The 19,754-nt window shown below is 55.1% G+C and carries 22 protein-coding genes and 1 tRNA gene; 16 read left to right on the top strand and 7 right to left on the bottom strand.

Annotated features, from left to right (window positions below; genetic code table 11):
* Positions 1-5 precede the first annotated feature (5 nt).
* The 5 genes from ACR0DU_RS02935 to ACR0DU_RS02955 are packed head-to-tail and all read left to right on the top strand — an operon-like array spanning position 6 to position 5,959.
* A complete protein-coding gene (locus ACR0DU_RS02935; RefSeq protein WP_480872394.1) occupies positions 6-1,517 on the top strand; it encodes a tripartite tricarboxylate transporter permease in 1,512 nt (503 codons plus the stop codon).
* Positions 1,514-1,969, top strand: coding sequence for a tripartite tricarboxylate transporter TctB family protein (locus ACR0DU_RS02940; RefSeq protein WP_170778629.1), 456 nt, complete (start codon positions 1,514-1,516; stop codon positions 1,967-1,969). The genes ACR0DU_RS02935 and ACR0DU_RS02940 overlap by 4 nt, the downstream gene beginning before the upstream one ends.
* Positions 1,970-2,010: 41 nt before the next feature.
* Positions 2,011-2,970, top strand: coding sequence for a Bug family tripartite tricarboxylate transporter substrate binding protein (locus tag ACR0DU_RS02945; RefSeq protein ID WP_480872396.1), 960 nt, complete (start codon positions 2,011-2,013; stop codon positions 2,968-2,970).
* Between the two features lie 59 nt (positions 2,971-3,029).
* Positions 3,030-4,451, top strand: a complete 1,422-nt coding sequence (gene sauS / locus ACR0DU_RS02950) for an acylating sulfoacetaldehyde dehydrogenase (protein ID WP_480872398.1) — start codon at positions 3,030-3,032, stop codon at positions 4,449-4,451.
* Positions 4,448-5,959: an AMP-binding protein gene (locus tag ACR0DU_RS02955; RefSeq protein ID WP_170778622.1), complete on the top strand. Its 1,512-nt coding sequence runs from the start codon at positions 4,448-4,450 to the stop codon at positions 5,957-5,959. The genes sauS and ACR0DU_RS02955 overlap by 4 nt, the downstream gene beginning before the upstream one ends.
* 236 nt (positions 5,960-6,195) lie before the next feature.
* Here the strand turns inward: ACR0DU_RS02955 and ACR0DU_RS02960 are convergent, their stop codons facing one another.
* The 3 genes from ACR0DU_RS02960 to ACR0DU_RS02970 are packed head-to-tail and all read right to left on the bottom strand — an operon-like array spanning position 6,196 to position 8,861.
* Positions 6,196-6,678: a glycine cleavage T C-terminal barrel domain-containing protein gene (locus ACR0DU_RS02960; RefSeq protein ID WP_480872400.1), complete on the bottom strand. Its 483-nt coding sequence runs from the start codon at positions 6,676-6,678 to the stop codon at positions 6,196-6,198.
* Positions 6,675-7,286, bottom strand: coding sequence for a hypothetical protein (locus ACR0DU_RS02965; protein ID WP_480872402.1), 612 nt, complete (start codon positions 7,284-7,286; stop codon positions 6,675-6,677). The genes ACR0DU_RS02960 and ACR0DU_RS02965 overlap by 4 nt, the downstream gene beginning before the upstream one ends.
* 12 nt (positions 7,287-7,298) lie before the next feature.
* A complete protein-coding gene (locus ACR0DU_RS02970) occupies positions 7,299-8,861 on the bottom strand; it encodes a trimethylamine methyltransferase family protein (RefSeq protein ID WP_480872403.1) in 1,563 nt (520 codons plus the stop codon).
* Between the two features lie 107 nt (positions 8,862-8,968).
* Here ACR0DU_RS02970 and ACR0DU_RS02975 point away from each other — a divergent pair, with 107 nt between their 5' ends.
* From ACR0DU_RS02975 to ACR0DU_RS02985, 3 genes are all read left to right on the top strand, one after another.
* A complete protein-coding gene (locus tag ACR0DU_RS02975; RefSeq protein WP_480872405.1) occupies positions 8,969-9,841 on the top strand; it encodes a LysR substrate-binding domain-containing protein in 873 nt (290 codons plus the stop codon).
* 72 nt (positions 9,842-9,913) lie between these two features.
* Entirely contained in the window at positions 9,914-10,450 is a 537-nt protein-coding gene (locus tag ACR0DU_RS02980) for a dihydrofolate reductase family protein (protein ID WP_480872407.1), read from the top strand.
* Complete coding sequence (locus ACR0DU_RS02985) at positions 10,447-11,019, top strand: TetR/AcrR family transcriptional regulator (RefSeq protein WP_480872409.1); 573 nt, start codon at positions 10,447-10,449, stop codon at positions 11,017-11,019. The genes ACR0DU_RS02980 and ACR0DU_RS02985 overlap by 4 nt, the downstream gene beginning before the upstream one ends.
* Positions 11,020-11,391: 372 nt before the next feature.
* Here ACR0DU_RS02985 and ACR0DU_RS02990 read toward each other — a convergent pair whose 3' ends face one another.
* The 4 genes from ACR0DU_RS02990 to ACR0DU_RS03005 form a co-directional block, all read right to left on the bottom strand.
* Positions 11,392-12,471 (bottom strand): hypothetical protein, encoded by a 1,080-nt coding sequence (locus ACR0DU_RS02990; protein WP_480872411.1) that lies wholly within the window; start codon positions 12,469-12,471, stop codon positions 11,392-11,394.
* 167 nt (positions 12,472-12,638) lie between these two features.
* Complete coding sequence (locus ACR0DU_RS02995) at positions 12,639-12,827, bottom strand: HupE/UreJ family protein (protein ID WP_170770845.1); 189 nt, start codon at positions 12,825-12,827, stop codon at positions 12,639-12,641.
* Between the two features lie 16 nt (positions 12,828-12,843).
* Positions 12,844-13,005: a HupE/UreJ family protein gene (locus tag ACR0DU_RS03000; protein ID WP_480872412.1), complete on the bottom strand. Its 162-nt coding sequence runs from the start codon at positions 13,003-13,005 to the stop codon at positions 12,844-12,846.
* A gap of 350 nt (positions 13,006-13,355) precedes the next feature.
* Positions 13,356-13,445 (bottom strand) — tRNA-Ser (locus tag ACR0DU_RS03005).
* A 123-nt stretch (positions 13,446-13,568) separates the two neighbouring features.
* Between ACR0DU_RS03005 and ACR0DU_RS03010 the strand changes: the two genes are divergently transcribed.
* The 8 genes from ACR0DU_RS03010 (at position 13,569) to proB (ending at position 19,722) form a co-directional block, all read left to right on the top strand.
* Complete coding sequence (locus ACR0DU_RS03010) at positions 13,569-14,411, top strand: DUF2059 domain-containing protein (RefSeq protein ID WP_480872414.1); 843 nt, start codon at positions 13,569-13,571, stop codon at positions 14,409-14,411.
* Entirely contained in the window at positions 14,411-15,217 is an 807-nt protein-coding gene (locus ACR0DU_RS03015; RefSeq protein WP_480872416.1) for a DUF2059 domain-containing protein, read from the top strand. Before ACR0DU_RS03010 ends, ACR0DU_RS03015 begins: the two co-directional genes overlap by 1 nt.
* 209 nt (positions 15,218-15,426) lie before the next feature.
* On the top strand, positions 15,427-16,038 hold the full coding sequence (locus ACR0DU_RS03020; RefSeq protein WP_170539672.1) for a 50S ribosomal protein L21: 612 nt from the start codon (positions 15,427-15,429) through the stop codon (positions 16,036-16,038).
* A gap of 11 nt (positions 16,039-16,049) precedes the next feature.
* Positions 16,050-16,319 (top strand): 50S ribosomal protein L27, encoded by a 270-nt coding sequence (gene rpmA / locus ACR0DU_RS03025; RefSeq protein WP_010440093.1) that lies wholly within the window; start codon positions 16,050-16,052, stop codon positions 16,317-16,319.
* A gap of 95 nt (positions 16,320-16,414) precedes the next feature.
* Entirely contained in the window at positions 16,415-17,023 is a 609-nt protein-coding gene (locus ACR0DU_RS03030) for a LysE family translocator (RefSeq protein ID WP_010440095.1), read from the top strand.
* A complete protein-coding gene (locus tag ACR0DU_RS03035) occupies positions 17,020-17,556 on the top strand; it encodes a GNAT family N-acetyltransferase (protein WP_010440096.1) in 537 nt (178 codons plus the stop codon). The genes ACR0DU_RS03030 and ACR0DU_RS03035 overlap by 4 nt, the downstream gene beginning before the upstream one ends.
* A gap of 37 nt (positions 17,557-17,593) precedes the next feature.
* Positions 17,594-18,628 (top strand): GTPase ObgE, encoded by a 1,035-nt coding sequence (obgE, locus tag ACR0DU_RS03040; protein WP_480872417.1) that lies wholly within the window; start codon positions 17,594-17,596, stop codon positions 18,626-18,628.
* Positions 18,616-19,722, top strand: coding sequence for a glutamate 5-kinase (gene proB / locus ACR0DU_RS03045; RefSeq protein ID WP_480872419.1), 1,107 nt, complete (start codon positions 18,616-18,618; stop codon positions 19,720-19,722). The genes obgE and proB overlap by 13 nt, the downstream gene beginning before the upstream one ends.
* Positions 19,723-19,754 lie beyond the last annotated feature (32 nt).

Raw genomic sequence — 19,754 nt, forward strand, 5'->3', positions numbered from 1 at the left:
CCTGAATGGAATTCATTTATTACTTCGGAGATGTCTTCACCCCGCTGTCTTTTATGCTGCTTTTGGGCGGCACGATTGGCGGCTTGATTCTGGGTGCGACGCCGGGTCTGTCTCCGACAATGGCGGTTGCCTTGCTGATCCCGTTCACCTTCCAGCTTGAGGCGGCGCAGGGGCTGATCCTGCTGGGAGCTGCCTATACGTCGACCGTTGCCGGAGGGGCGGTCAGTGCGATCCTGCTGAAGATTCCCGGCGCACCTGCCAATATTGCGACCACGCTGGATGGCCACACAATGGCGAAACAGGGTCAAGGGGCACGCGCGTTGCAGCTGTCCTTTCTGGCCTCGGCCGTCGGGGGCATCTTTGGTGTGCTGCTGCTGATCTTCCTGACCCCAGTTCTGGCGCAATGGGCGCTTGCCTTTGGCCCGTCGCACCTGTTCTGGCTTGCCATTCTGGGGGTGACTGTGATCGGTACGCTGGATTCCGCCTCGGTGGTCAAGGGTCTGTTGTCCGGCTGTATCGGGTTGTGGCTGGCCACAATCGGGTTTGATGACATCATGGGCGCGCAGCGCTTCATCTTTCACCCTGCTTTGGGCGGCGGGATCAATATCATCGCCGCGCTGATTGGCCTGTTTGCGATACCGCAGGTGCTGACAATGTTCGCAAAGGGTCGCCACAACGCCGGTGCCGAAGTGATCGAAGTACAACGGCATTCTATCCTCGAAGCCTTCCGCGAACTCTTTAGCCGCACACGCGCGTTGAGCATCGGAACGCTGACCGGCTCGATCATCGGCCTGATCCCTGGCGTCGGAGGGCAGATCGCCGGGCTTGTAGCCTATGACCAGACCAAGAAGTTCTCGTCCGAAAAAGACAAATTCGGCACAGGACATTCCGAAGGCGTAATCGCCGCAGAATCCGCCAATAACGCGATGGTAGGCCCGTCTTTGGTGCCTCTGCTAACCCTGTCGATCCCAGGCAGCCCAACCGCCGCCGTGTTGCTGGGTGGGTTGCTGATCCACGGAATTTTTCCGGGCTCGGATCTGTTCGACAACCATCCCGACGTGGCTTGGACCTTCATCAATTCCATGCTGATCGGACAAGTCCTGATGTGCATCTTTGGCCTCTATGTCGCTGGTCTGGCCGCCCGAGTCGCACAGGTTCCGCAGTCGGTTATGGCTGCCATCGTTCTGGCGCTATCGGTCTTTGGGGCCTATTCGGTGCAGGGTTCGATGGGCGATGTCTATGTCATGGCTTGCCTTGGTATCGGCATGTTCTTCCTAGAGCGCTTTGGTTTTTCAGCCGCACCACTGGTGTTGGGGTTAATCCTTGGGCCAATCGCCGAAGCCAACTTCATTCAAGGCGGGATGATCGCCGACGCAACTGTCGGCAAGGCTTCGTATTTCCTGACCGGTGGACTGAACCTGTTGCTGATTGCAGTGGTGCTGGCCTCAATCGCTTACTCGGTCTGGATGGAACTGCGCCACCGTCGCTACACCACGAAAGAGGAGGCGCAGGCATGAACCGCTCACAACACGTATTCGGGTCGGGTCTGGTCTTTGCCGTAGGTCTATGGGTGACCTGGGTCAGTTATACCCAGCAACCGGCCGAGGCATTTCTTTTCCCGCGTCTTATCGCATCTGTTTTCGTGGTTCTGGCCGGATGGACTTTTGGCAAAGCGTTGATGGGTCTGTCCAAAGTCGGGAATGGCGTAACACGAACGATGTTCCTGAACATTCTGCCGGGTTTGATCATTACACTGATCTACGTGTTCTGGGCGGCCAAGTCGCTGGGCTTCTACACAGCGACGGCCATCGCATTTTTCGTTCTGCTGTCGATTTATGATCCAGCCCCACATTCCGAAACCAAAACCTGGGTTAAGCGCGGCGTCATCACGGCAGTCTTTTTGGCAGTGATGTACGGGCTCTTCGCCATGCTTCTGAACGTCTACACACCAAAGGAAATTCTGTTCTAACCGCGCAGGGCGCGGAGAACTAAATTAGGGAGGAAACGCAAATGAAACGAATGATTGCAGGGGCCGCATTGGCCTTCATGAGCCTGACAGGAGCCTCAGTAGCAGAGGAATACCCCGAACGGCCGATCATGATGATGGTCAGCTACGGCGCGGGAGGCGCGATCGACTTTCAGGCGCGCATTGTCACCATGACGTCCGGAAACGAGGACGCGCTGGGAATGCCCATTGCCATTATCAACAAACCCGGAGCAGGTGGCCGTGTGGGCTGGAACTGGTTTGCCACCCAGGCTGATCCGGATGGCTACACTCTGGCAGCCTACAACGTTCCCCATTTTATCGCTCAGTCGATCAAAGGTGGGGTGGAATACTCGACCGACAGCTTTGAACCCATCGCGAACTGGGGCGCTGATCCGGCTGTATTTGTCGTTGGCGCGGACAGTGAGTTTAACTCGATGGAGGATGTTGTCGCCTTTGCCAAGGAAAACCCCGGCAAGCTGACCGTTTCCGGCGCGGGCCTATTTGTGGGTCACCACATTGCAGCCTTGCAGATCGACAAAGCCGCTGGAACCAAGATGGCCTACATCCCGACCAAAGGCGGCGGGGCCGCAGCCATGAAAGCCGTGATCGCAGGTGAAGTCATGGGAGGTATCAACAACCTGTCAGATGCGTTCCGAGCGCAAGAAGCGGGCAACGTCAAAATACTGGGTGTCGCCGATCTTGAGCGTAACGCATTCCTGCCCGACGTGCCGACAATGATGGAACAGGGGTTGGACGTCGACAACTCGTCGGTCAATTTCCGAGGCGTGATGGTGCCCAAAGGCACTCCACCCGAGGTTATCGAGAAACTCTCGGCAACAGTGCCCGAGATGTTCGCCAATTCCCGCGTCGCCAAGAAAATGGAAGCTGGCGGTTCCCCAATGCACATAATGACACGTGACGAAGTGATCGAGATGTGGGCGCAGCGTCAGCAGACACTAAACGAGTTGCTGGCCGGCCTCTAATCCGGACGGACGCAGCGGGGCGGAGCTGTTCCGCCCCGAACAACATATCGAGGACCAAAATGAACGCTCAGGACGGGATTTCGCCGGAAATAGCCGAAGTAGATCGTATCGTTGCTCAGGCGCGCAAGGCGCAGAGGGATTTCGAAGCTGGTGGAAGTCAGTTGCTTTACGACAAAGCGGCACTGGCAGCGGGATGGGCCATCATGGAACCAACGCGCAATCGGACACTGGCGGAAACTGCGGTTGAAACCACCGGTCTGGGCAACGTGCCGGACAAAATCACCAAGAACCACCGGAAGACACTCGGCCTGCTGCGCGACATTGCCGACGTGAAAACCCACGGCATCATCAGTGACGACCCGAAAACAGGTATTACCGAAATTGCGCGCCCAATCGGCGTGATCGGCGCGGTTGTACCCTCGACCAATCCTGCCGCAACGCCCGCGAACAACATCATCAATGCGCTCAAAGGCGGTAATTCTATCGTGGTGGCTCCGTCGCCCAAAGGCGTGGCGTCCTGCGAAATGTTGGTTGATTACATCCATTCCGAATTCGACAAGCTGGGGCTGGACCGCAATTTGGTTCAGATGATCCCCGCGCCCGGATCCAAGGCCAAGACACAACGGTTGATGGAAACTGTTGATCGCGTGATTTGCACTGGCAGCCAGAACAATGTCCAACGTGCGCAATCCTGTGGCACGCCGGCCGTTGCGGTTGGCGCTGGCAATGTGATTGTAATTGTGGACGAGACCGCTGATTTGCAGGCAGCGGCAGCTAAAATCACGGCATCAAAATGTTTCGACAACGCGACTTCTTGTTCTTCCGAGAACGCGCTGGTCGTAGTGGACGCAGTCTATGACAAGTTCGTAGCCGCAATGGCTGCCGAGGGCGGCGCTTTGGTGCCGTCCTCTGAGGCAAGTGATATCGTGGCGCGACTTTGGCCTGATGGCCATCTCAACCGTTCAGTCATAGCCCAGGACGCCGAAAAAATGCTCGAAGCCTTGGGGATGGCGGGCAAAGTACCTGAGGGGACTAGATATCTGGCGGTGGAGACAGACGGAATCGGCCCGGATCATCCTTTGTCAGGCGAAAAGCTCAGTCGGGTCCTGGCTCTCTATCGTGCGGCAGATTTTGAGGCGGCCAAAGCCATAGCGTCTCGGATTTTGGTGCATCAGGGGGCCGGGCATTCGGTTGGCATACATACTGGCGACGACGAGCGTGCGATTGGATTGGGTCATGGTTTGCCAACCTGCCGGGTCATCGTAAATCAGCCGCACACCTTTGCCACTGGCGGCAGTTTCACCAATGGAATGCCTTTTTCCCTCTCGATGGGCTGCGGTAGCTGGGGTGGCAATTCCATCGACACCAACCTGCATTGGCGGCATTTCGTGCAGACCACCAAAGTCGTTCGGGAAACATCCCCGCGTGAACCCGAACTGGAAGAGATCTTCGGTGACTACTGGTCGGAGGCCGGACAATGATGGATCCGCCCAAGGGAACTGTTCGTGACTGGTTAGACTACAGGGCAAGCCAGGGAGGAACCGGTTTTGTTTTCCCGGATGGGGTACCGGAGCTGAGTTGGAGTGAGTTGCGCGAAACGGCCCACCGCATCGCAGTTATGTTAACCGGCATGGGTGTGGAGAAAGGAGAAAGCGTCGCGATCCTGTACCCTAACTGCCGTGAAGCGCTAGAGATCCTTTTCGGCGTCCTGTATGGCGGGTTCCGGGCGACGATGATTAACCTTGTCGCAGGTGACAGCGCCGTGGCCTATGCACTGGAACACAGTGGTGCACGCTATGGCTTTGTGCATCCCGGACAAACGGAACTCTTCGAGCGCACAACCGAACCCGTCAGAATCACCGCATTGCAAGTTGAAGACGCTGCCGATGTTGGCGGTAACTTGCACAGTATCTCGTCCGATAGCCATGCGCTGTTGATGTACACCTCGGGAACGACGGGGCGTCCAAAGGGCGTGATTCACACACATTCCAGCCTGCTGGCAGGCGGCTGGACGACTATGGTCGCTCATGAGTTATCCGAGGCCGATCGCGGGTTTTGCGTTTTACCGATTTATCATATCAACGGGCTGTGCGTTACAGTTATGGGAACGCTTGTCTCAGGCGGGTCTTTGGCTATGTGCGAACGATTTTCGGCCAGCCGGTTCTGGGACAATTTGGGTAAGGCTGAAGCGACTTGGTTTTCGGTTGTACCAACCATCATTTCTCACTTGCTGCATTCGGATACAAAACCAGATACGCCTACTCGCCAACGCGTGCGTTTCGGTCGTTCTGCGTCGTCAGCGTTGGCACCGGACGTGCAGCGGGCCTTTGAAGACCGGTTCGAAATCCCCATCGTGGAAACTATGGGTCTCACGGAAACAGCAGCGCAAATTCTGTCCAACCCATTGCCACCAGCCGTTCGCAAGATCGGCTCTCCCGGCATCCCATACGGGAACGAAGCGGCAATTGTTGATGCCGACCTGCGACCTGTTCCACACGGAACAGAAGGCGAACTGGTTATTCGCGGACCAAATGTAATGCTGGAGTACCTCAACGACCAAAACGCAACCAGGGGCACGTTTACGTCTGACGGATGGTTGCGAACCGGTGATCTCGCCCGCATGGACAAGGACGGTTATGTTTTTGTCACCGGCCGATTGAAGGAGCTGATAATAAAAGGCGGCGAAAACATTGCGCCCCGTGAGATTGACGAAGCACTTTATTCGCATCCCGATGTTGTTGAAGCCGCCGCATTTGCGCGTCCCTGCAAAAGCTATGGCGAAACCGTCGAGGCAGCGGTCAAAATTCGTGAAGGGTCCCAGGTGACGTCGCTGGGCCTTTCGAAACTTTGTGAAGCTCAATTGGGTCGTTTTAAGTCCCCCGACGAAGTTCATATCTTGCCGGAACTTCCAAAAGGGCCGTCGGGAAAGATTCAGCGAAACAGAATACTCGAGATCGTTGCCGAGAAGGCTAACGACGTGAAGATATGAACATCTTTGACGCTGGGTGTTTGAAAATCCAATGTTCGCACTTCATATGCTGCGCAGCGACACCGTCAGAGTGGCTTAGGATCTTCTTTGAGCCTGGCTGCCGTCTATCGCGGTGCTGAAATGCTACGCATCACACCAAAGGCGGCTTTGGCCGACTGCACTGCGGCATCATATTTGGAACGTTGAAGTCCGCTTTGGGCCGCCAACAGTTTCTACAGAAACCCGCAACGATCTCCTTATTCGTGCGTTCGTAGCTTCGTTGGATCGTAGATGGGGTAGCTCGCGATCTTTGCTTTTGTCTTGAGGCCCTCGCCTGCGACGGAGAGCGTCGTTCCAACAGCGAGTCCTGGAACAACATGCGCAAGAGCAAGGGATTTACCCATCCGGTGTGAGTAGCAGGGGCTGTTGATCACGCCGACAGTTTTGCCACCCCACAAAAGCGTTTCACCGCCAACAACCATGTTGGTGTGGTCGATTTCCAGGCAAACATTGTTTATTTTTTCGGCCCCCTTTGCCGCCAAGACGGCCGCTTTTCCGCGATAGTCAGCCTTGGTTGTGCTGACGGAAAAGCCTAAGCCAACCTCCCATGGGGTGTTTTCCTCGGTCATGTCATAGCCATAAAACAGCAGCCCGGCTTCGATACGCACCTTGTCCAAAGCGGTAAAGGAACAGGGCATGACTCCCTGTTGCGCGAGCTTGTCCCAGATATCCGTAATCACTGCCCCATCTGCAAAATCTCGTAACCGCGTTCGCCGGAATAGCTTGTGCGTGAGATACGGCACGGATAGCCAAAAAGCTTCGCCAGTGCGTGTTCGAAATAGTCCAACTCTGCCAAGTCGATATCTGTGTGGGCGTTCAGGATCTCCAAGGAGGCAGGACCCTGCACCGAAAGGTCATGCAGATCGTCAGTAAAGTCGATCTGAACGTCACGCCCTGCCGCCGAGGCTTCCAGCAGCGCCATGGTGTCGCCGGAGCCGTGCACGACCATCCATTCATTGCCACCATTGTTCGACACGATCGCATCGTCAGCGATCCCGCCTCCATCGGTCAGAACACAGAGGTAGGCAGCCTTGCCCGGTCCAACTTTGGTCAGTTCGCGCGTGGTCAGATGGTCCAGTACTGCTTGGGCTTCGGGGCCGCGCACGAACACTTTCTTCAGGGGAGACATGTCGAACATACCAGCCCGTTCACGGACCGCATCGTGCTCATCATTGGGATCGGAGTTATAGGTCCAGGCCGTACCCATGCCGTTCCAGTCCTCCAACCCAGAGCCAAGCGCGGTATGGCGCGATGCAAGGGCGGATGTGCGGCTAAGCTCTTCGGTCATGGGGCTTCCTTTCTAGTACCATTCGTCCGGCATGCTTGCCTTGCGTTCAGACACGAAGTCTTCAAGCGCGGCTTTTGTGCCGGGGTTCATTTCGGGCTGTTGATAATCGTCAAGCATTTGGCGCCACCGCGCCGTAGCGCGTTGGTCTGACTTGAGCGCGCCGTTCTCCGTCCAGGTCTCGAAAGGGCCGGCATCCGGGATTTGCGGTTCAAAATTCGCCGATTTGTAGTGACGCAGCGTGTGGCTGGTGGAGAGGAAATTCTCACCCGGGCCGGTTTCGAGATAGGCATCTCGACCGAAAGCCTCGTCGTCGACGTCAAAACCCTGCAAAAGTTTCAGCATCGCGCCGCAGTGATCTACGTCCATGATGAACTTCTCGTAGGACATGACCAACCCACCTTCGAGCCAGCCCGCTGCATGCCAGACCTGATGTGCGCCGGATAGAAGTGTGGACCACATGGCCCCCGTACTGTCCTGCATCGCTTGTCCGTCCGGGGCGTTGGACGCGGTGATTTGTCCGCCGCCCGAGCGCACCGGAACACCAAGTCTGCGCCCCAGTTGCGACAACGCCATGGTGACCATGTTCGCCTCTGCCGATCCGAAGATCAGAGCGCCCGTGCGGAGGTTCATGCTGGAGTGAAAGGACCCCATGACAACCGGGCAACCGGGCCGGACAAGCTGCGCCAGGGCGATACCGACCATGGCTTCGGCCAGTGTCTGCGCGACCACTGCTGCGGGTGAAAGCGGCCCCATGGCACCTGCAAAGATCGCCGGAGAGATACACACGCATTGGTTTGCTTCGGCATAGATGCGCAGCGCGGACGACATGGTGTCATCGAAAACCAGTGGAGAGTTGACGTTGATATTGGCCTGCATCACGGCGTTGTATTCCATGATGTCGCCTCCAAAGACCAATCGCGCCATGTCGATGCTGTCCTGCGCGCGGTCTGGCGCGGTGACCGATCCCATAAAGGGCTTAGTCGATAGGGTGAGATGGGCCAACACCATATCCAGATGCCGCTTGTTCACGGGAATGTCTGTCGGCTCAACTACGGTTCCGCCGGAATGATGTAGGGCAGAGGAGCTGTATGTGAGTTTGATAAAGTTCCGGAAGTCTTCGAGCGTCGCGTACCGACGACCATTGGTCAGATCGCTGACAAAGGGTGACCCGTATCCCGGCATCAGGACAATATTGTCGCCACCGAGGGTAACGGTGCTGGTCGGGTCCCGACCGTGCAGTTTGAACTCGGACGGTGCTGTGGCGCAAAGGTCGCGCGCATGTCCCGGGTCAAACCGAACACGCTCACCTTCGACGTGAGCACCTGACTCGGCAAACATCTCTAACGCCGCGTGGTCGCCTCGAAAATCGATCCCGATCTTGCCCAGAATCCAGTCCGACTGTTCTTCGATCCGCGCCAAAGCCGCATCGCTCAGCAACGCGTATGCAGGTATCTTTCGCTTCGCAAACGGAGCGCTGGCCGCAAGTGTGCCTCGACACGACGACCGACTGCGACGGGATCGGCTGCGGCGCTCTGCAGGTTGCGGTGTATCCTTTGTTGCGTTCAAGGAACCCAAACGCGTTACTCCTGCTCTTCAGTATCGGATTTAGAATGGGCAATGTTGCGTGATTGGAAATCGAAATTTTCTGGTCTCAGCGTTCAAATTTCTTATACAACGAGGGTATGCCTCGTCACTTTCATCATCATGACCTTCTGCGGCTGTTTGCCGAGATTGCCCGATATTCCAGTTTCTCGGATGCTGCCACGGCCCTGAACATGACCAAAGGCGCGATCAGCTATCAGATAAAGACGCTTGAGACAGACTTAGGAATGGCCTTGTTTCGGCGCACGACGCGCGGCGTCACGCTTACGAATGACGGGCTAAAGCTGCTGGTGACTTGCCAATCCAGGTATGAAGAAATTGAATCCGGTATCCTGACATTGAAGGGGAAAATCTCACGGTCTCTGACCGTTGGCGTGTCCACCTATTTCGCGGCGCGCTGGCTATCTCCTCGCCTGATGACGTTCATGCAACGCCACCCGGATGTGCAGTTGCGCATTCAACCGATGATCGAATTCTCTGATCACGAGATGCAGGATGTTGATCTGGCGATTAGATGGGGAAACGGTGAGTTCGGTCACGGCAATGTAACCCGCTTCATGCCGATGTCGCCCTATCCCGTTGGGAATGCCTCAGCGGCCCAAATGGTTGCAGAATCGGGAATAGATGCCTCCATATCACAACTCATCTTGCTCAGAGATCGTGATGACAGCAACGCTTGGTCCGATTGGCTGACCGCGGCACATCTGCCCCTGCAATCGCGGCAGGATGTATTGATCGTTCCTGACCCCAATGTCCGGGTGCAAGCCGTCATCGACGGGCAGGGCATCGCCTTGATGGATGACCTCGTGTCGGCTGATTTGGAGGCGCAACGGCTGTTCCGGTTGTCCGATACTGAACTGCCCGACTACGGATACTTTCTTGTTCAGCCACATAACACCGTTGCGACGGAGGCCGTGGCCGCCTTCTCGGAATGGTTGACCAAACAATCCTGACCACGTTTGGCTTGAACATCATCAACTCAATATTTATACGCCGTATAAATTAAGGCTTACGGAGGCACCGATATGACAACCGGGCACATCATGATGGCCATGAGCCTGGATGGATTTGTTGCGAGACCCGACCACGCGCTTGACTGGCTGAACAAGCAAGCGACGCATAACGAAGATCACGGCTTTGCAGAGTTTCAGGGCCGGATGGATGTGATCGTCATGGGGTCGGGATCGTTTCGCACGGTTGTGGGATTCGGGGAGTGGCCATACTCCATCCCCTGCATCGTGATGAGCCGCACTATGACAGACGAAGACGTTCCCATGGAGCTGCGCAGCAGGGTTGAGGTTTCAACGCTTGAGCCGAAAGTTCTTTTCACCAACTTGCAGAAGCGCGGATTACAACGGGCCTATGTCGATGGTGGCGCGGTTATTCGATCGTTTATCGAGGCGGGTCTTATCGAAGACATGAAGATTACCATCGTCCCAATCCTTCTTGGTGATGGCATCCGGATTTTTGGTTCCAACGACAGGGACATTGATCTGGAACTGATGTCCTCAACACCTTTCCCTTCGGGGCTGGTGGACCTTGAATACAAGGTGAAACGGTGACGAAGGTCGTTTCAGTCGGACGGCCGGTAAAGTCGTCGCAAAAGCTCTCAAAGCAACTGATCCTCAGAACGGCGCTGCCGATCGTTCAGAAAGGCGGCGTTGAAGGGCTGTCATTTCGTGTGCTGGCTGAACAACTGGGCGTTACCCCGATGGCAGTCACGTATCACGCAGGTAGCAAGAAGCAGCTTTTGAGCGATCTGGTTGAGCTTGCATTCGAGGGCGTCCTGGGTGGCATTGAGGACGGTCCTCCGGTCAAACGGGCGCGTAGCATACTTGCGGCCCACTACCGGTATGCGTTGAAGAACGCCAATCTTCTGCGTGCGATCCTCAATGACGTGACACTCATGAGCGAGGACCTTGTCCGTGTTGCGGCGGAATTGAAGGCCTGCACAGACCAACTGAAGAACAGCGATGGCGGAGATGTCCTTGTTCACCTTCTGATCGACTATGCGCATGGCTTTGTGCTCTCTGCCTCCAGAGGAGAAAACAATCCGCTCACAATCGACGACTTTCTGCGCGGCGTTGACTGGATTCTGATTCAAGCAGCTGGAATGGACGAGGCGATTTAAGATGAAGTACATCCGTGCGGTGCACCAGAACACCTTTGAAGACGTAGACATCAGTATCTAAGCAATAATATCTCGGTACTTGCGGGTGTTTCTGGTTCGGGAAATTACTCGCTGTTTGAATTCACTGTGGGGGATATTCTGCACCGGCGGCGAATGTCTAGAAAGCAGAATACCACCACAGCATCTCAGCTGGCTGTTGGATGTCACCTTAGGACCGTTTTCGGTACTTGTGAGCGTGGGCAGAGTGCGGAATTCGCCGCGTTTCCGCGAGGCACATTACTGAACACAGATCAAACATTCGATAAAGTTAGGACATTGATTGATCTACAGTCAGAGCGTGAGAATTCGGCAAGAAACCAATTTTAGTTCCGATCAATCCTTGAATTTTGCATCCACAATCGCAGCGAGAACAAATCGCGTTGCTGGATCAATTTCGTCGCCTTGGAGAAGGCTTTCGAATTGATGGTTTAATGCCTTTGAATGCCAGTTTTGCATGGTCGTTGCGACGCGGGCAGCCAAAGACGCGTTATTAGCCATGGCCTCAGAATACAAACCAATGATGAATGGTCTATATTCCGGATGAACGGTGCCGCCATCAGCCAATGCCCGAACAAGTTCCTTGACGCTTGCATGGTGCAAATGGGATTGCCCGAGTGCCTCTCCGATTGCGCGGATTGCTTTCATGCCATCGACTTCGATCCCGGCAAGTGCCCATTCATACACATTTGATCTTTTTGATCGTAAAACCTCCGCAAAGTTGGACCTAACAACAGCAGCGGCCTCTTCGTCAGTCTGCAGGCCCAGTAGCCGGATGGTAACCGGTACAAAACTGATGCGATCAATTCTGCCGAATTCTTCCAATAGCTGGCTTGTCTCAACAGAGGTATTTAGGGGGTGCACAACTTGATACGGTGCCCGATGTATCTCGATCAATGAGACGTTGCGCAAGATCGGGTCTGGGTGTGACAGGTAGTTGGCCAAAAAGGCTATTCGTTCCTGCTTAACGGATATTGTGGAAGGCCAGAACGCTGCGGCCTCTCGCAAGCGATTCACAAATTCGGCTCTTTCAGGCGTCATCAGAAAAATTCGCGTCCAACGCCGGGATATAGCGCGGCCAGCGCTATCCCGGTCAATAGAGCCGTAAGTGAAGAGCATAGTCTTGTCGGGATCGGATTGCAGCGCGCGCCTTGTCACACTGTCGATCAGGAACGGGATCTCGGGTAGTCTACTAATTTTCCGAGCATTTTCTTTCCACACTTGAATTGGCGCGAACTTGAAAGGATTGTCTGGCTGAGGTCGCGCGAGGACGATGAAATCTGCCGAAAGAATATGGTCCGCAACAGAAGCTTCCGGTAGTTCGATGCAAACCGAACATGCGTGCAGCGACCGGGGCCAAGCCACGACACAGAAAAACAGACTGAGAATGGCCATCAACAGCGGAAGATGTGGCATCCAATTGATTTGCTTCTCCGCACTCGACATAAGAAACCGTTCTACCCCCTAAATCCCTCAACACGTTCAACCCGCCAAAACTGAGCCTATCAGATAAATGGTCACCGTGTTTAGAAATTGCCGTTTCTCTGCTTTGATCCGTTCGAATGCCGGAGAAAGCTTCGTGATCAACTCGCCAGTGAAAGGATCCCGGCAACAGACATGATTTGACCGATTTCTACACCAAGGTTGAACCCCAAACGAGCAACAAATTTGTCTCCCTCTGGTAGCCCGATTTCATTCAGAGCACTGGCAGAACCCAGGCCGTGTAGAAGGCCACAAGAAAATGAGACAATCCACGGCCATCTCTCTGACATGCGCAAGTGCTCGCTATCAAATTTTTACAATTTCGACCGCAAGAATGACGAATAACAAAACGATGACAGCTTCCACAGGTGGGGAAGGGACATGGATCAAATTCAATGAAGCCAAGGCCAGTGTAATACTATGCGCGAAGGTAAAGGCGGTGATAGCACCAAGTATGGTCCGTTTCACCCCGCGCTCTGCTAGTTCGCGCAGCGCTACATTTTATACTTGTAGCGAATGGCGATAACGGGGGCTACCACAGCAGAATAAAAGCACCACGCTGAATGCCTCTCATGGGCCGGGAATAGATCGTGGAATACGAGACAGGGTTCTATGCTTCAGGAGTTCCGAGGTTGCTACGAGCCCATCCCAGTCTTTGTATTTTTGTGCGGCGCGGACTTATGCAGACATGTTTGCTTAAACTCTAAAACTATTTTGAGATATCTGGTTACTGACCCAGTTGTTGTCTAACGGATAGTACACCAATAGCGAGCGACGCTTCGCGCCGCTTACAAAGGCATGTACTTGTCTTAGCAAAGTGGCGGAGAGACAGGGATTCGAACCCTGGGTGGGCTTGCACCCACAACGGTTTTCGAGACCGCCCCGTTCGACCACTCCGGCACCTCTCCGCGGGGGTCTGTGAAGGGGGGATTTAGTGGTGAACGGGCAGGGGCGCAAGTGGAAAATTCCGGATTTTAGTGATCCTGGGATTTTCCATTGCCAGATACAAGAAAACTCCTAGGCTGATGGGTATGACCTACCATCTACGCCAGTTTACCATCAGTGTTATAATTCTGCTTCTTTCGCTAGGTGCCATGACGGTGCAGTCGCTTGCCGCCAGCCGAGACCAGATTGAGGCATTTCTGACCACAACAGGGTTTGACGTTGCGTTGGAAAGTATCGCGCATGCGTCTGCCTCGGCCCCGCAAATGCTGGGAATTGACCCCGACGGTTTCGGTTCAGATTGGACGCGACTGACTGAAGAAGTATTCGATACAGAACTCATGTACGATACCGCTGTTTCAATCCTCGAGCAGACGCTCAGCGACGAGGCGTTGGACCATGCTGTGACATTTTATGCATCCGCGCTGGGGCAAAGACTCGTCGTTGCCGAAAACGCGGCTCATTCGGATGAAGATGATGATGCGAAGCAGCTTGCGGGGCAGGAAATTGTGTCCGAGCTCATCAAAAATGGATCTTCCCGCGTCGAAAGCCTGAAACGAATGAACCGCGCTGTAGATGCAAGCGGCACTTCCTTACGTGCACTGCAGGAGATTCAGGTTCGGTTTTTGATGGCGGCCAGTGCGTCCGGCATCATCGACTTGCAACTCAATGGGGATGAGCTGCGTGAAATGATGCGCCGCAACGAAGGCGATATGCGTCGGTCGCTGCAACTGTCAGCATTGGCCGGCGCGGCTTACACCTATCAAGAATTCTCAGATGATGATGTCGACGCTTATGTCGAGGCCTTGGAACAACCTTTGATGCAAGAGGTGTATGAGCTGTTGAACGCGATCCAATACGAGATCATGGCAATGCGCTTTGAGGTCTTGGCCGCCCGCATGGCCGAGCTTCGTCCGGCGCAGGATATTTGATGCGCGTTCTCGCCGCTGCGATCTTGTTGGTCGTATGGGCAGTGCCCTTGGCAGCCAATCAGCAGGCTGAACGGTTGATGCGGGCCATGCATTTGTCGGATTTCCTGGAAATACTAAGCGAAGAGGGCTTGGACCAAGGGAAGTCGATTGACGAGTCGATGCTAGGCGGATCGGGAGGGTCGTATTTTCAGGCTCAGGTTGCTGAATTGTATGATCCGTCATCCATGTACGAACGCCTGTCGCAATCGGTTGGGCGCATAATGACCAATGCACAATTGGAACAGTCTTCGATCTTTTTCGAAAGCGATCTTGGGCAGAGCATTGTTTCTCTTGAAAATTCAGCACGGAAGGCTCTGGCGGATGATACGATCGATCAGATGGCGCGAACGGCCTATTTTGAGACTGATCGTGAAGACATGTTTTTTCGTTTGGTGGACGAGTACGTACAAGTTAATGACCTAATCGAACAGAATGTCCGGGGAACGATAAGTGCAGACTTCAGTTTCTACCGTGGGCTCGCCTCGGGACAGAACGGGTCATTGGATGAGGCATCCGTGTTGGATGAATTGCTGTCCCAACATGAGCAGACCAAGGCAGAAACGACGGAATGGATGTACTCATTTCTTCTTTTAGCCTATCGGCCTTTGAATGAAACGCAATTGCGCGAGAACATTGCCTTTTCGCGCACGGATGCCGGACGCGCCCTAAACGCGGCTTTGTTCAAGAGTTTTGACGAGATGCTCAACAGCATCTCATACCAGCTTGGCCAGGCCGTTGCGCAGGCAATGAGCGCCTCAGAACTTTGATCCCGGTTTTGGGTTGACTTTGGCAGGCAATGCTTGGATAAGCGCGCATCCCGGCCGGTTTTCCGCGCCGGGTATCGTTATTCTTTGACCCGATAGCAACGCGATAAGGGTCATCCACACTGCCCGAAAAGGGCGCGCTGTTCGAGGTGGCGAAAGCCAGAAACACCCAACCGGGGACCACAGAACGCGGTTAGACAAAGGAAAGACGCATGTTTGCGGTCCTCAAGACTGGCGGCAAGCAGTACAAGGTTCAGGCGGGTGATATCCTCCGCGTTGAAAAGCTGGCTGCCGACGCAGGTGAAAAAGTTCAATTCAACGATGTTCTGATGCTGGGCGGTGACGCTCCGGTTGTTGGTGCACCTTTCGTTGAAGGCGCAGGCGTACAGGCCGAAGTGATCGAACAGATCAAAGGTGACAAGGTCATCAAGTTCGTCAAGCGCCGTCGTAAGCACAGCTCAAAGCGTACCGTTGGCCACCGTCAGAAGCTGACACTGGTCAAAATCACCGACATCTTGTCGTCGGGCGCTGACAAGTCGGGCATCAAAGCTGCAACCGGTTCAGCTCCGGCTGGCGAAGCGGCACCTGCTGCAAAGCCTGCCAAGAAAGCCGAAGCCAAAGCAGAGGCACCCGCCGCTGCTGCTGCTGACGATCTGACCAAGCTGAACGGTGTCGGCCCTGCCGCTGCCAAAAAGCTGGTTGAGGCCGGTATCGAGAGCTTTGCTGCTCTGGCCGCCTTGTCGGATGAGCAGATTGCTGCTATCGACACCATCAAAGTGAAACCCGAATGGGTTGAGCAAGCCAAAGAGCTGGCTCAAGGCTAAGGAGAGAGAGAATGGCACATAAAAAAGCTGGCGGTTCCTCCCGTAACGGTCGCGACTCAGCAGGTCGCCGCCTTGGCGTGAAACTGTATGGTGGCCAGGCAGCCATCGCAGGCAACATCATCGTACGTCAGCGCGGCACCAAGTTCTGGCCGGGCGAAGGCGTAGGTATGGGCAAAGATCACACAATCTTTGCAACTGTCGATGGCGCCGTGAAGTTCCATAAGGGACTTAAAAACCGCACCTTTATTTCGGTCCTGCCAGTGGCGGAGGCCGCAGAGTAAGCCGAAACCCAGAAGGTTTAAGAAAAATTCATGGGGGACCGGCACAAAGTGCCGGTCCCTTTTTCGTTTTAACGCAGTCGTGATCACCAGAGCCGATGACAGTCGCAACCACCAGTTTCCTGATTTTTGCCGCCTCGCAGGTTGGCACACCGGGACCAGCCAACATGGTCCTGCTGGGAACAGGTGCGCGTTATGGGTTTCGGTCGGCACTGCCGTTTGTAGGCGGGGTCATTCTGGGCAAGCAGTTGATCATCTGGCCGGTTGGTTTCGGACTGATGCAAGTGGCCGATCAGGCGCCGCTGGTGTTTGAGGCGCTCAAATATGCTTCGGCTGCCTATATTTGCTGGCTTGCGTGGAAAATCGCCAATCTGCGGCTTTCTCGCGGTCAAACGGATAAGCAAGTGCCCGGATTTCTGGCGGGGTTAATTGTACACCCGCTTAATCCCAAGGCCTGGGCGATGATTATTGCGGGCTTCACTGGATTTGTGGCCGCAGGGACACCGAGTTTTGAGGCGACTCTCACGATCGCTCTCTGTTTGTTGATCTGCCAGATCGTGTTGCACCCGATTTGGACATTTGCAGGAGATCGGATCGCCCATGCGGTTGAAGGTCGGCCTGCCGAAAAATATCTGATGTGGACGTTAGCCAGTTTGACAGTTGCGTCCGTACTTTTTGTGTTGTTCGGAGGAGGAACGCACTCATGAAACTTGAGGCAATAATAAATCAGCCGGTCATTGAAACCGAGCGGTTCGACCTGCGCCCCCTGCGCCGGTCGGATATGGGACTAATTGAGCACTACGCCGGCGATGAACGTGTCGCGCGCATGACCACGCGGATCGCCCATCCGCTGCCGCCCGGAGCTGTCGAGGCGTTCGTAACGCGCGCCATGTCGGACGAGCGGGACGAGGACGTTTGGGCGATGGATGCGACCAAAGATGGCGGGCCCGAGCTGATTGGCTTGATTTCGCTTGAAAAGCTGGATCGCAATCAATCCGAAATCGGCTATTGGGTCGCGCCGGTTTATTGGAACACAGGCATTGCATCTTTGGCTGTTGAAACGCTGGTCAAAGCCAATCCGCTGGAAAACGCGACCATGTTCGCCAGCGTGTTTCAGGACAATCCGGCCTCAGCTCGGGTGCTGACTCATTGCGGGTTCCAGTATCTTGGCGATGCGGAAACTTATTCGGTGGCGCGCGATGCGAATGTGCCCACCTGGACGTATACAAAGAAACTCTGACTTGTGGCCGATGGGGCCTTTGCAGTAGGGGACAGCTATGAAATTTCTCGATCTTGCAAAGGTCTACATCCGGTCCGGGGCCGGAGGTGGCGGCTGCGTCAGCTTTCGACGCGAAAAGTACATCGAATACGGCGGACCCGATGGCGGGGACGGCGGTAAGGGCGGTTCGGTATGGGCCGAGGTCGTAGACGGACTAAACACCCTGATCGACTTCCGTTACCAGCAGCACTTCTTCGCCAAGAACGGTCAACCCGGGCGCGGTCAGCAGCGTACTGGCAAGGATGGTGATGACATCATCCTACGTGTGCCCGTCGGAACTGAGATTCTCGATGAAGACGAAGAGACCGTAATCTGCGACCTGACGGAAGTTGGTCAGCGGGTACTGTTAGCCAAAGGTGGCAACGGCGGGTTCGGTAACCTGCATTTCAAATCAGCCACCAATCAGGCTCCACGCCGTGCCAATCCGGGGCAGGCGGGGATTGATCGCACGATTTGGTTGCGGCTGAAGCTGATTGCGGATGTGGGTCTGCTTGGGATGCCCAATGCGGGCAAGTCGACATTCCTAGCAGCCACATCCAACGCTCGCCCCAAGATTGCCGACTATCCGTTCACCACTCTGCATCCCAATCTGGGCGTCGTAGGCGTTGATAACGTGGAATTCGTCGTCGCCGACATTCCTGGCCTGATCGAAGGCGCGCACGAGGGGCGTGGGATTGGGGATCGCTTCCTCGGCCATGTCGAACGCTGCGCCGTTCTGCTGCATCTGGTCGATGGCACGTCCGAAACCGTCGCCGAAGATTACCGCACCATCATTCACGAACTTGAGGCCTATGGCGGCGAGCTTGCGAACAAGCCGCGTATCACCGTTCTGAACAAGGTTGACGCTCTGGATGAGGAAGAACTTGAGCTTGCCAAGGAAAAGCTCGAGCAATCCGTGGGTGGCCCGGTTATGACGATGTCTGGCGTTGCGCATCTGGGTGTAACAGAAGTGCTGCGTGCTTTGCGGGCACAGATTGATGAAAACCGCCTGCGGCAAAAACCCATCGAGGAGGCAGAGCCTTGGCAACCCTGACCGCCGCAAACCGCATGGTGGTCAAGATTGGGTCCGCCTTGCTGGTGGATCGGAATACCGGCCAGTTGCGATTGGAGTGGTTGCAATCGCTCGCACAGGATGTGGCATGGATAAAAGGGCAGGGGACAGATGTCATCCTGGTATCTTCAGGCTCGATCGCGCTTGGGCGTGGAGTCCTTGGATTGCCAATGCAGACGCTGCCGTTAGAGCAATCTCAGGCCGCGGCTGCTGTCGGTCAAATTCGGTTGGCCCGAGCGTATGAAGAAGTATTAACGCCACATGACATCAAGACCGCGCAAGTTCTGGTGACGCTAGAGGACAGTGCAGATCGGCGGCGATACCTGAACTCTCGTGCGACGCTTGAGACATTACTTGGGTTAGGTGTTGTGCCTATCGTTAACGAAAATGACACAGTGGCGACCGATGAAATTCGGTATGGCGACAATGACCGGTTGGCCGCACAGATCGCCGTGACGGTCGGCGCAGATCAATTGATTTTGCTTTCAGACGTTGACGGGTTCTATACTGGCAACCCGATCGAAGATACCACCGCAACTCGATACGATGTGATCAATCAGATCACGCCCGAGATTGAGGCCATGGCCGGTGATGCGGGATCAGGTCTGTCCAAAGGCGGAATGAAAACAAAGCTTCTCGCCGCCAAGATGGCAACGGCTGCCGGCTGCACCATGGCAATAACTGAAGGGTCAACATTGAACCCGCTGAAAGCGCTGGAAAACGGCGCGAATTGCACTTGGTTTACAGCAACACTTGATCCGCATGCTGCCCGGAAACGCTGGATATCGGCCATGAAACCGCGTGGTGAGATCATGATCGATGATGGTGCGGTTACAGCTCTGACAAACGGTAAAAGCCTTCTTCCTGTTGGAATTGTTGAAGTGACCGGCGAATTTGGACGTGGTGACCCAGTTACGATCCTAGACCCAGCAGCGCGACCACTGGCGCAAGGCCTCAGCCGCTATACCGCGCAAGAGGCCGACGCGATCAAGGGGCGCAAGTCCTCTGAAATCGAAACCACACTAGGCTATCCGGGCCGCGCAGTGTTAATCCATCGCGATGACCTGGCGCTATGATAGAATAGAGAGAACCACCTGAAAGGCTTACG

Source organism: Ruegeria sp. G2, from assembly GCF_056533505.1.

Excerpts from the sequence above, each read along its gene's own strand:
- ACR0DU_RS03035 (WP_010440096.1), top strand. The coding sequence starts at position 17,020 with ATGAAACTTGAGGCAATAATAAATCAGCCGGTCATTGAAACCGAGCGG.
- ACR0DU_RS03020 (WP_170539672.1), top strand. The coding sequence starts at position 15,427 with ATGTTTGCGGTCCTCAAGACTGGCGGCAAGCAGTACAAGGTTCAGGCG.
- ACR0DU_RS02965 (WP_480872402.1), bottom strand. The coding sequence starts at position 7,286 with ATGACCGAAGAGCTTAGCCGCACATCCGCCCTTGCATCGCGCCATACC.
- ACR0DU_RS02935 (WP_480872394.1), top strand. The coding sequence starts at position 6 with ATGGAATTCATTTATTACTTCGGAGATGTCTTCACCCCGCTGTCTTTT.
- ACR0DU_RS03010 (WP_480872414.1), top strand. The coding sequence starts at position 13,569 with ATGACCTACCATCTACGCCAGTTTACCATCAGTGTTATAATTCTGCTT.
- ACR0DU_RS03015 (WP_480872416.1), top strand. The coding sequence starts at position 14,411 with ATGCGCGTTCTCGCCGCTGCGATCTTGTTGGTCGTATGGGCAGTGCCC.
- rpmA (WP_010440093.1), top strand. The coding sequence starts at position 16,050 with ATGGCACATAAAAAAGCTGGCGGTTCCTCCCGTAACGGTCGCGACTCA.
- obgE (WP_480872417.1), top strand. The coding sequence starts at position 17,594 with ATGAAATTTCTCGATCTTGCAAAGGTCTACATCCGGTCCGGGGCCGGA.
- ACR0DU_RS02990 (WP_480872411.1), bottom strand. The coding sequence starts at position 12,471 with ATGCCACATCTTCCGCTGTTGATGGCCATTCTCAGTCTGTTTTTCTGT.
- ACR0DU_RS02975 (WP_480872405.1), top strand. The coding sequence starts at position 8,969 with ATGCCTCGTCACTTTCATCATCATGACCTTCTGCGGCTGTTTGCCGAG.
- ACR0DU_RS02980 (WP_480872407.1), top strand. The coding sequence starts at position 9,914 with ATGACAACCGGGCACATCATGATGGCCATGAGCCTGGATGGATTTGTT.
- ACR0DU_RS02995 (WP_170770845.1), bottom strand. The coding sequence starts at position 12,827 with ATGTCAGAGAGATGGCCGTGGATTGTCTCATTTTCTTGTGGCCTTCTA.
- sauS (WP_480872398.1), top strand. The coding sequence starts at position 3,030 with ATGAACGCTCAGGACGGGATTTCGCCGGAAATAGCCGAAGTAGATCGT.
- ACR0DU_RS03030 (WP_010440095.1), top strand. The coding sequence starts at position 16,415 with ATGACAGTCGCAACCACCAGTTTCCTGATTTTTGCCGCCTCGCAGGTT.
- ACR0DU_RS02940 (WP_170778629.1), top strand. The coding sequence starts at position 1,514 with ATGAACCGCTCACAACACGTATTCGGGTCGGGTCTGGTCTTTGCCGTA.
- ACR0DU_RS02945 (WP_480872396.1), top strand. The coding sequence starts at position 2,011 with ATGAAACGAATGATTGCAGGGGCCGCATTGGCCTTCATGAGCCTGACA.
- ACR0DU_RS02955 (WP_170778622.1), top strand. The coding sequence starts at position 4,448 with ATGATGGATCCGCCCAAGGGAACTGTTCGTGACTGGTTAGACTACAGG.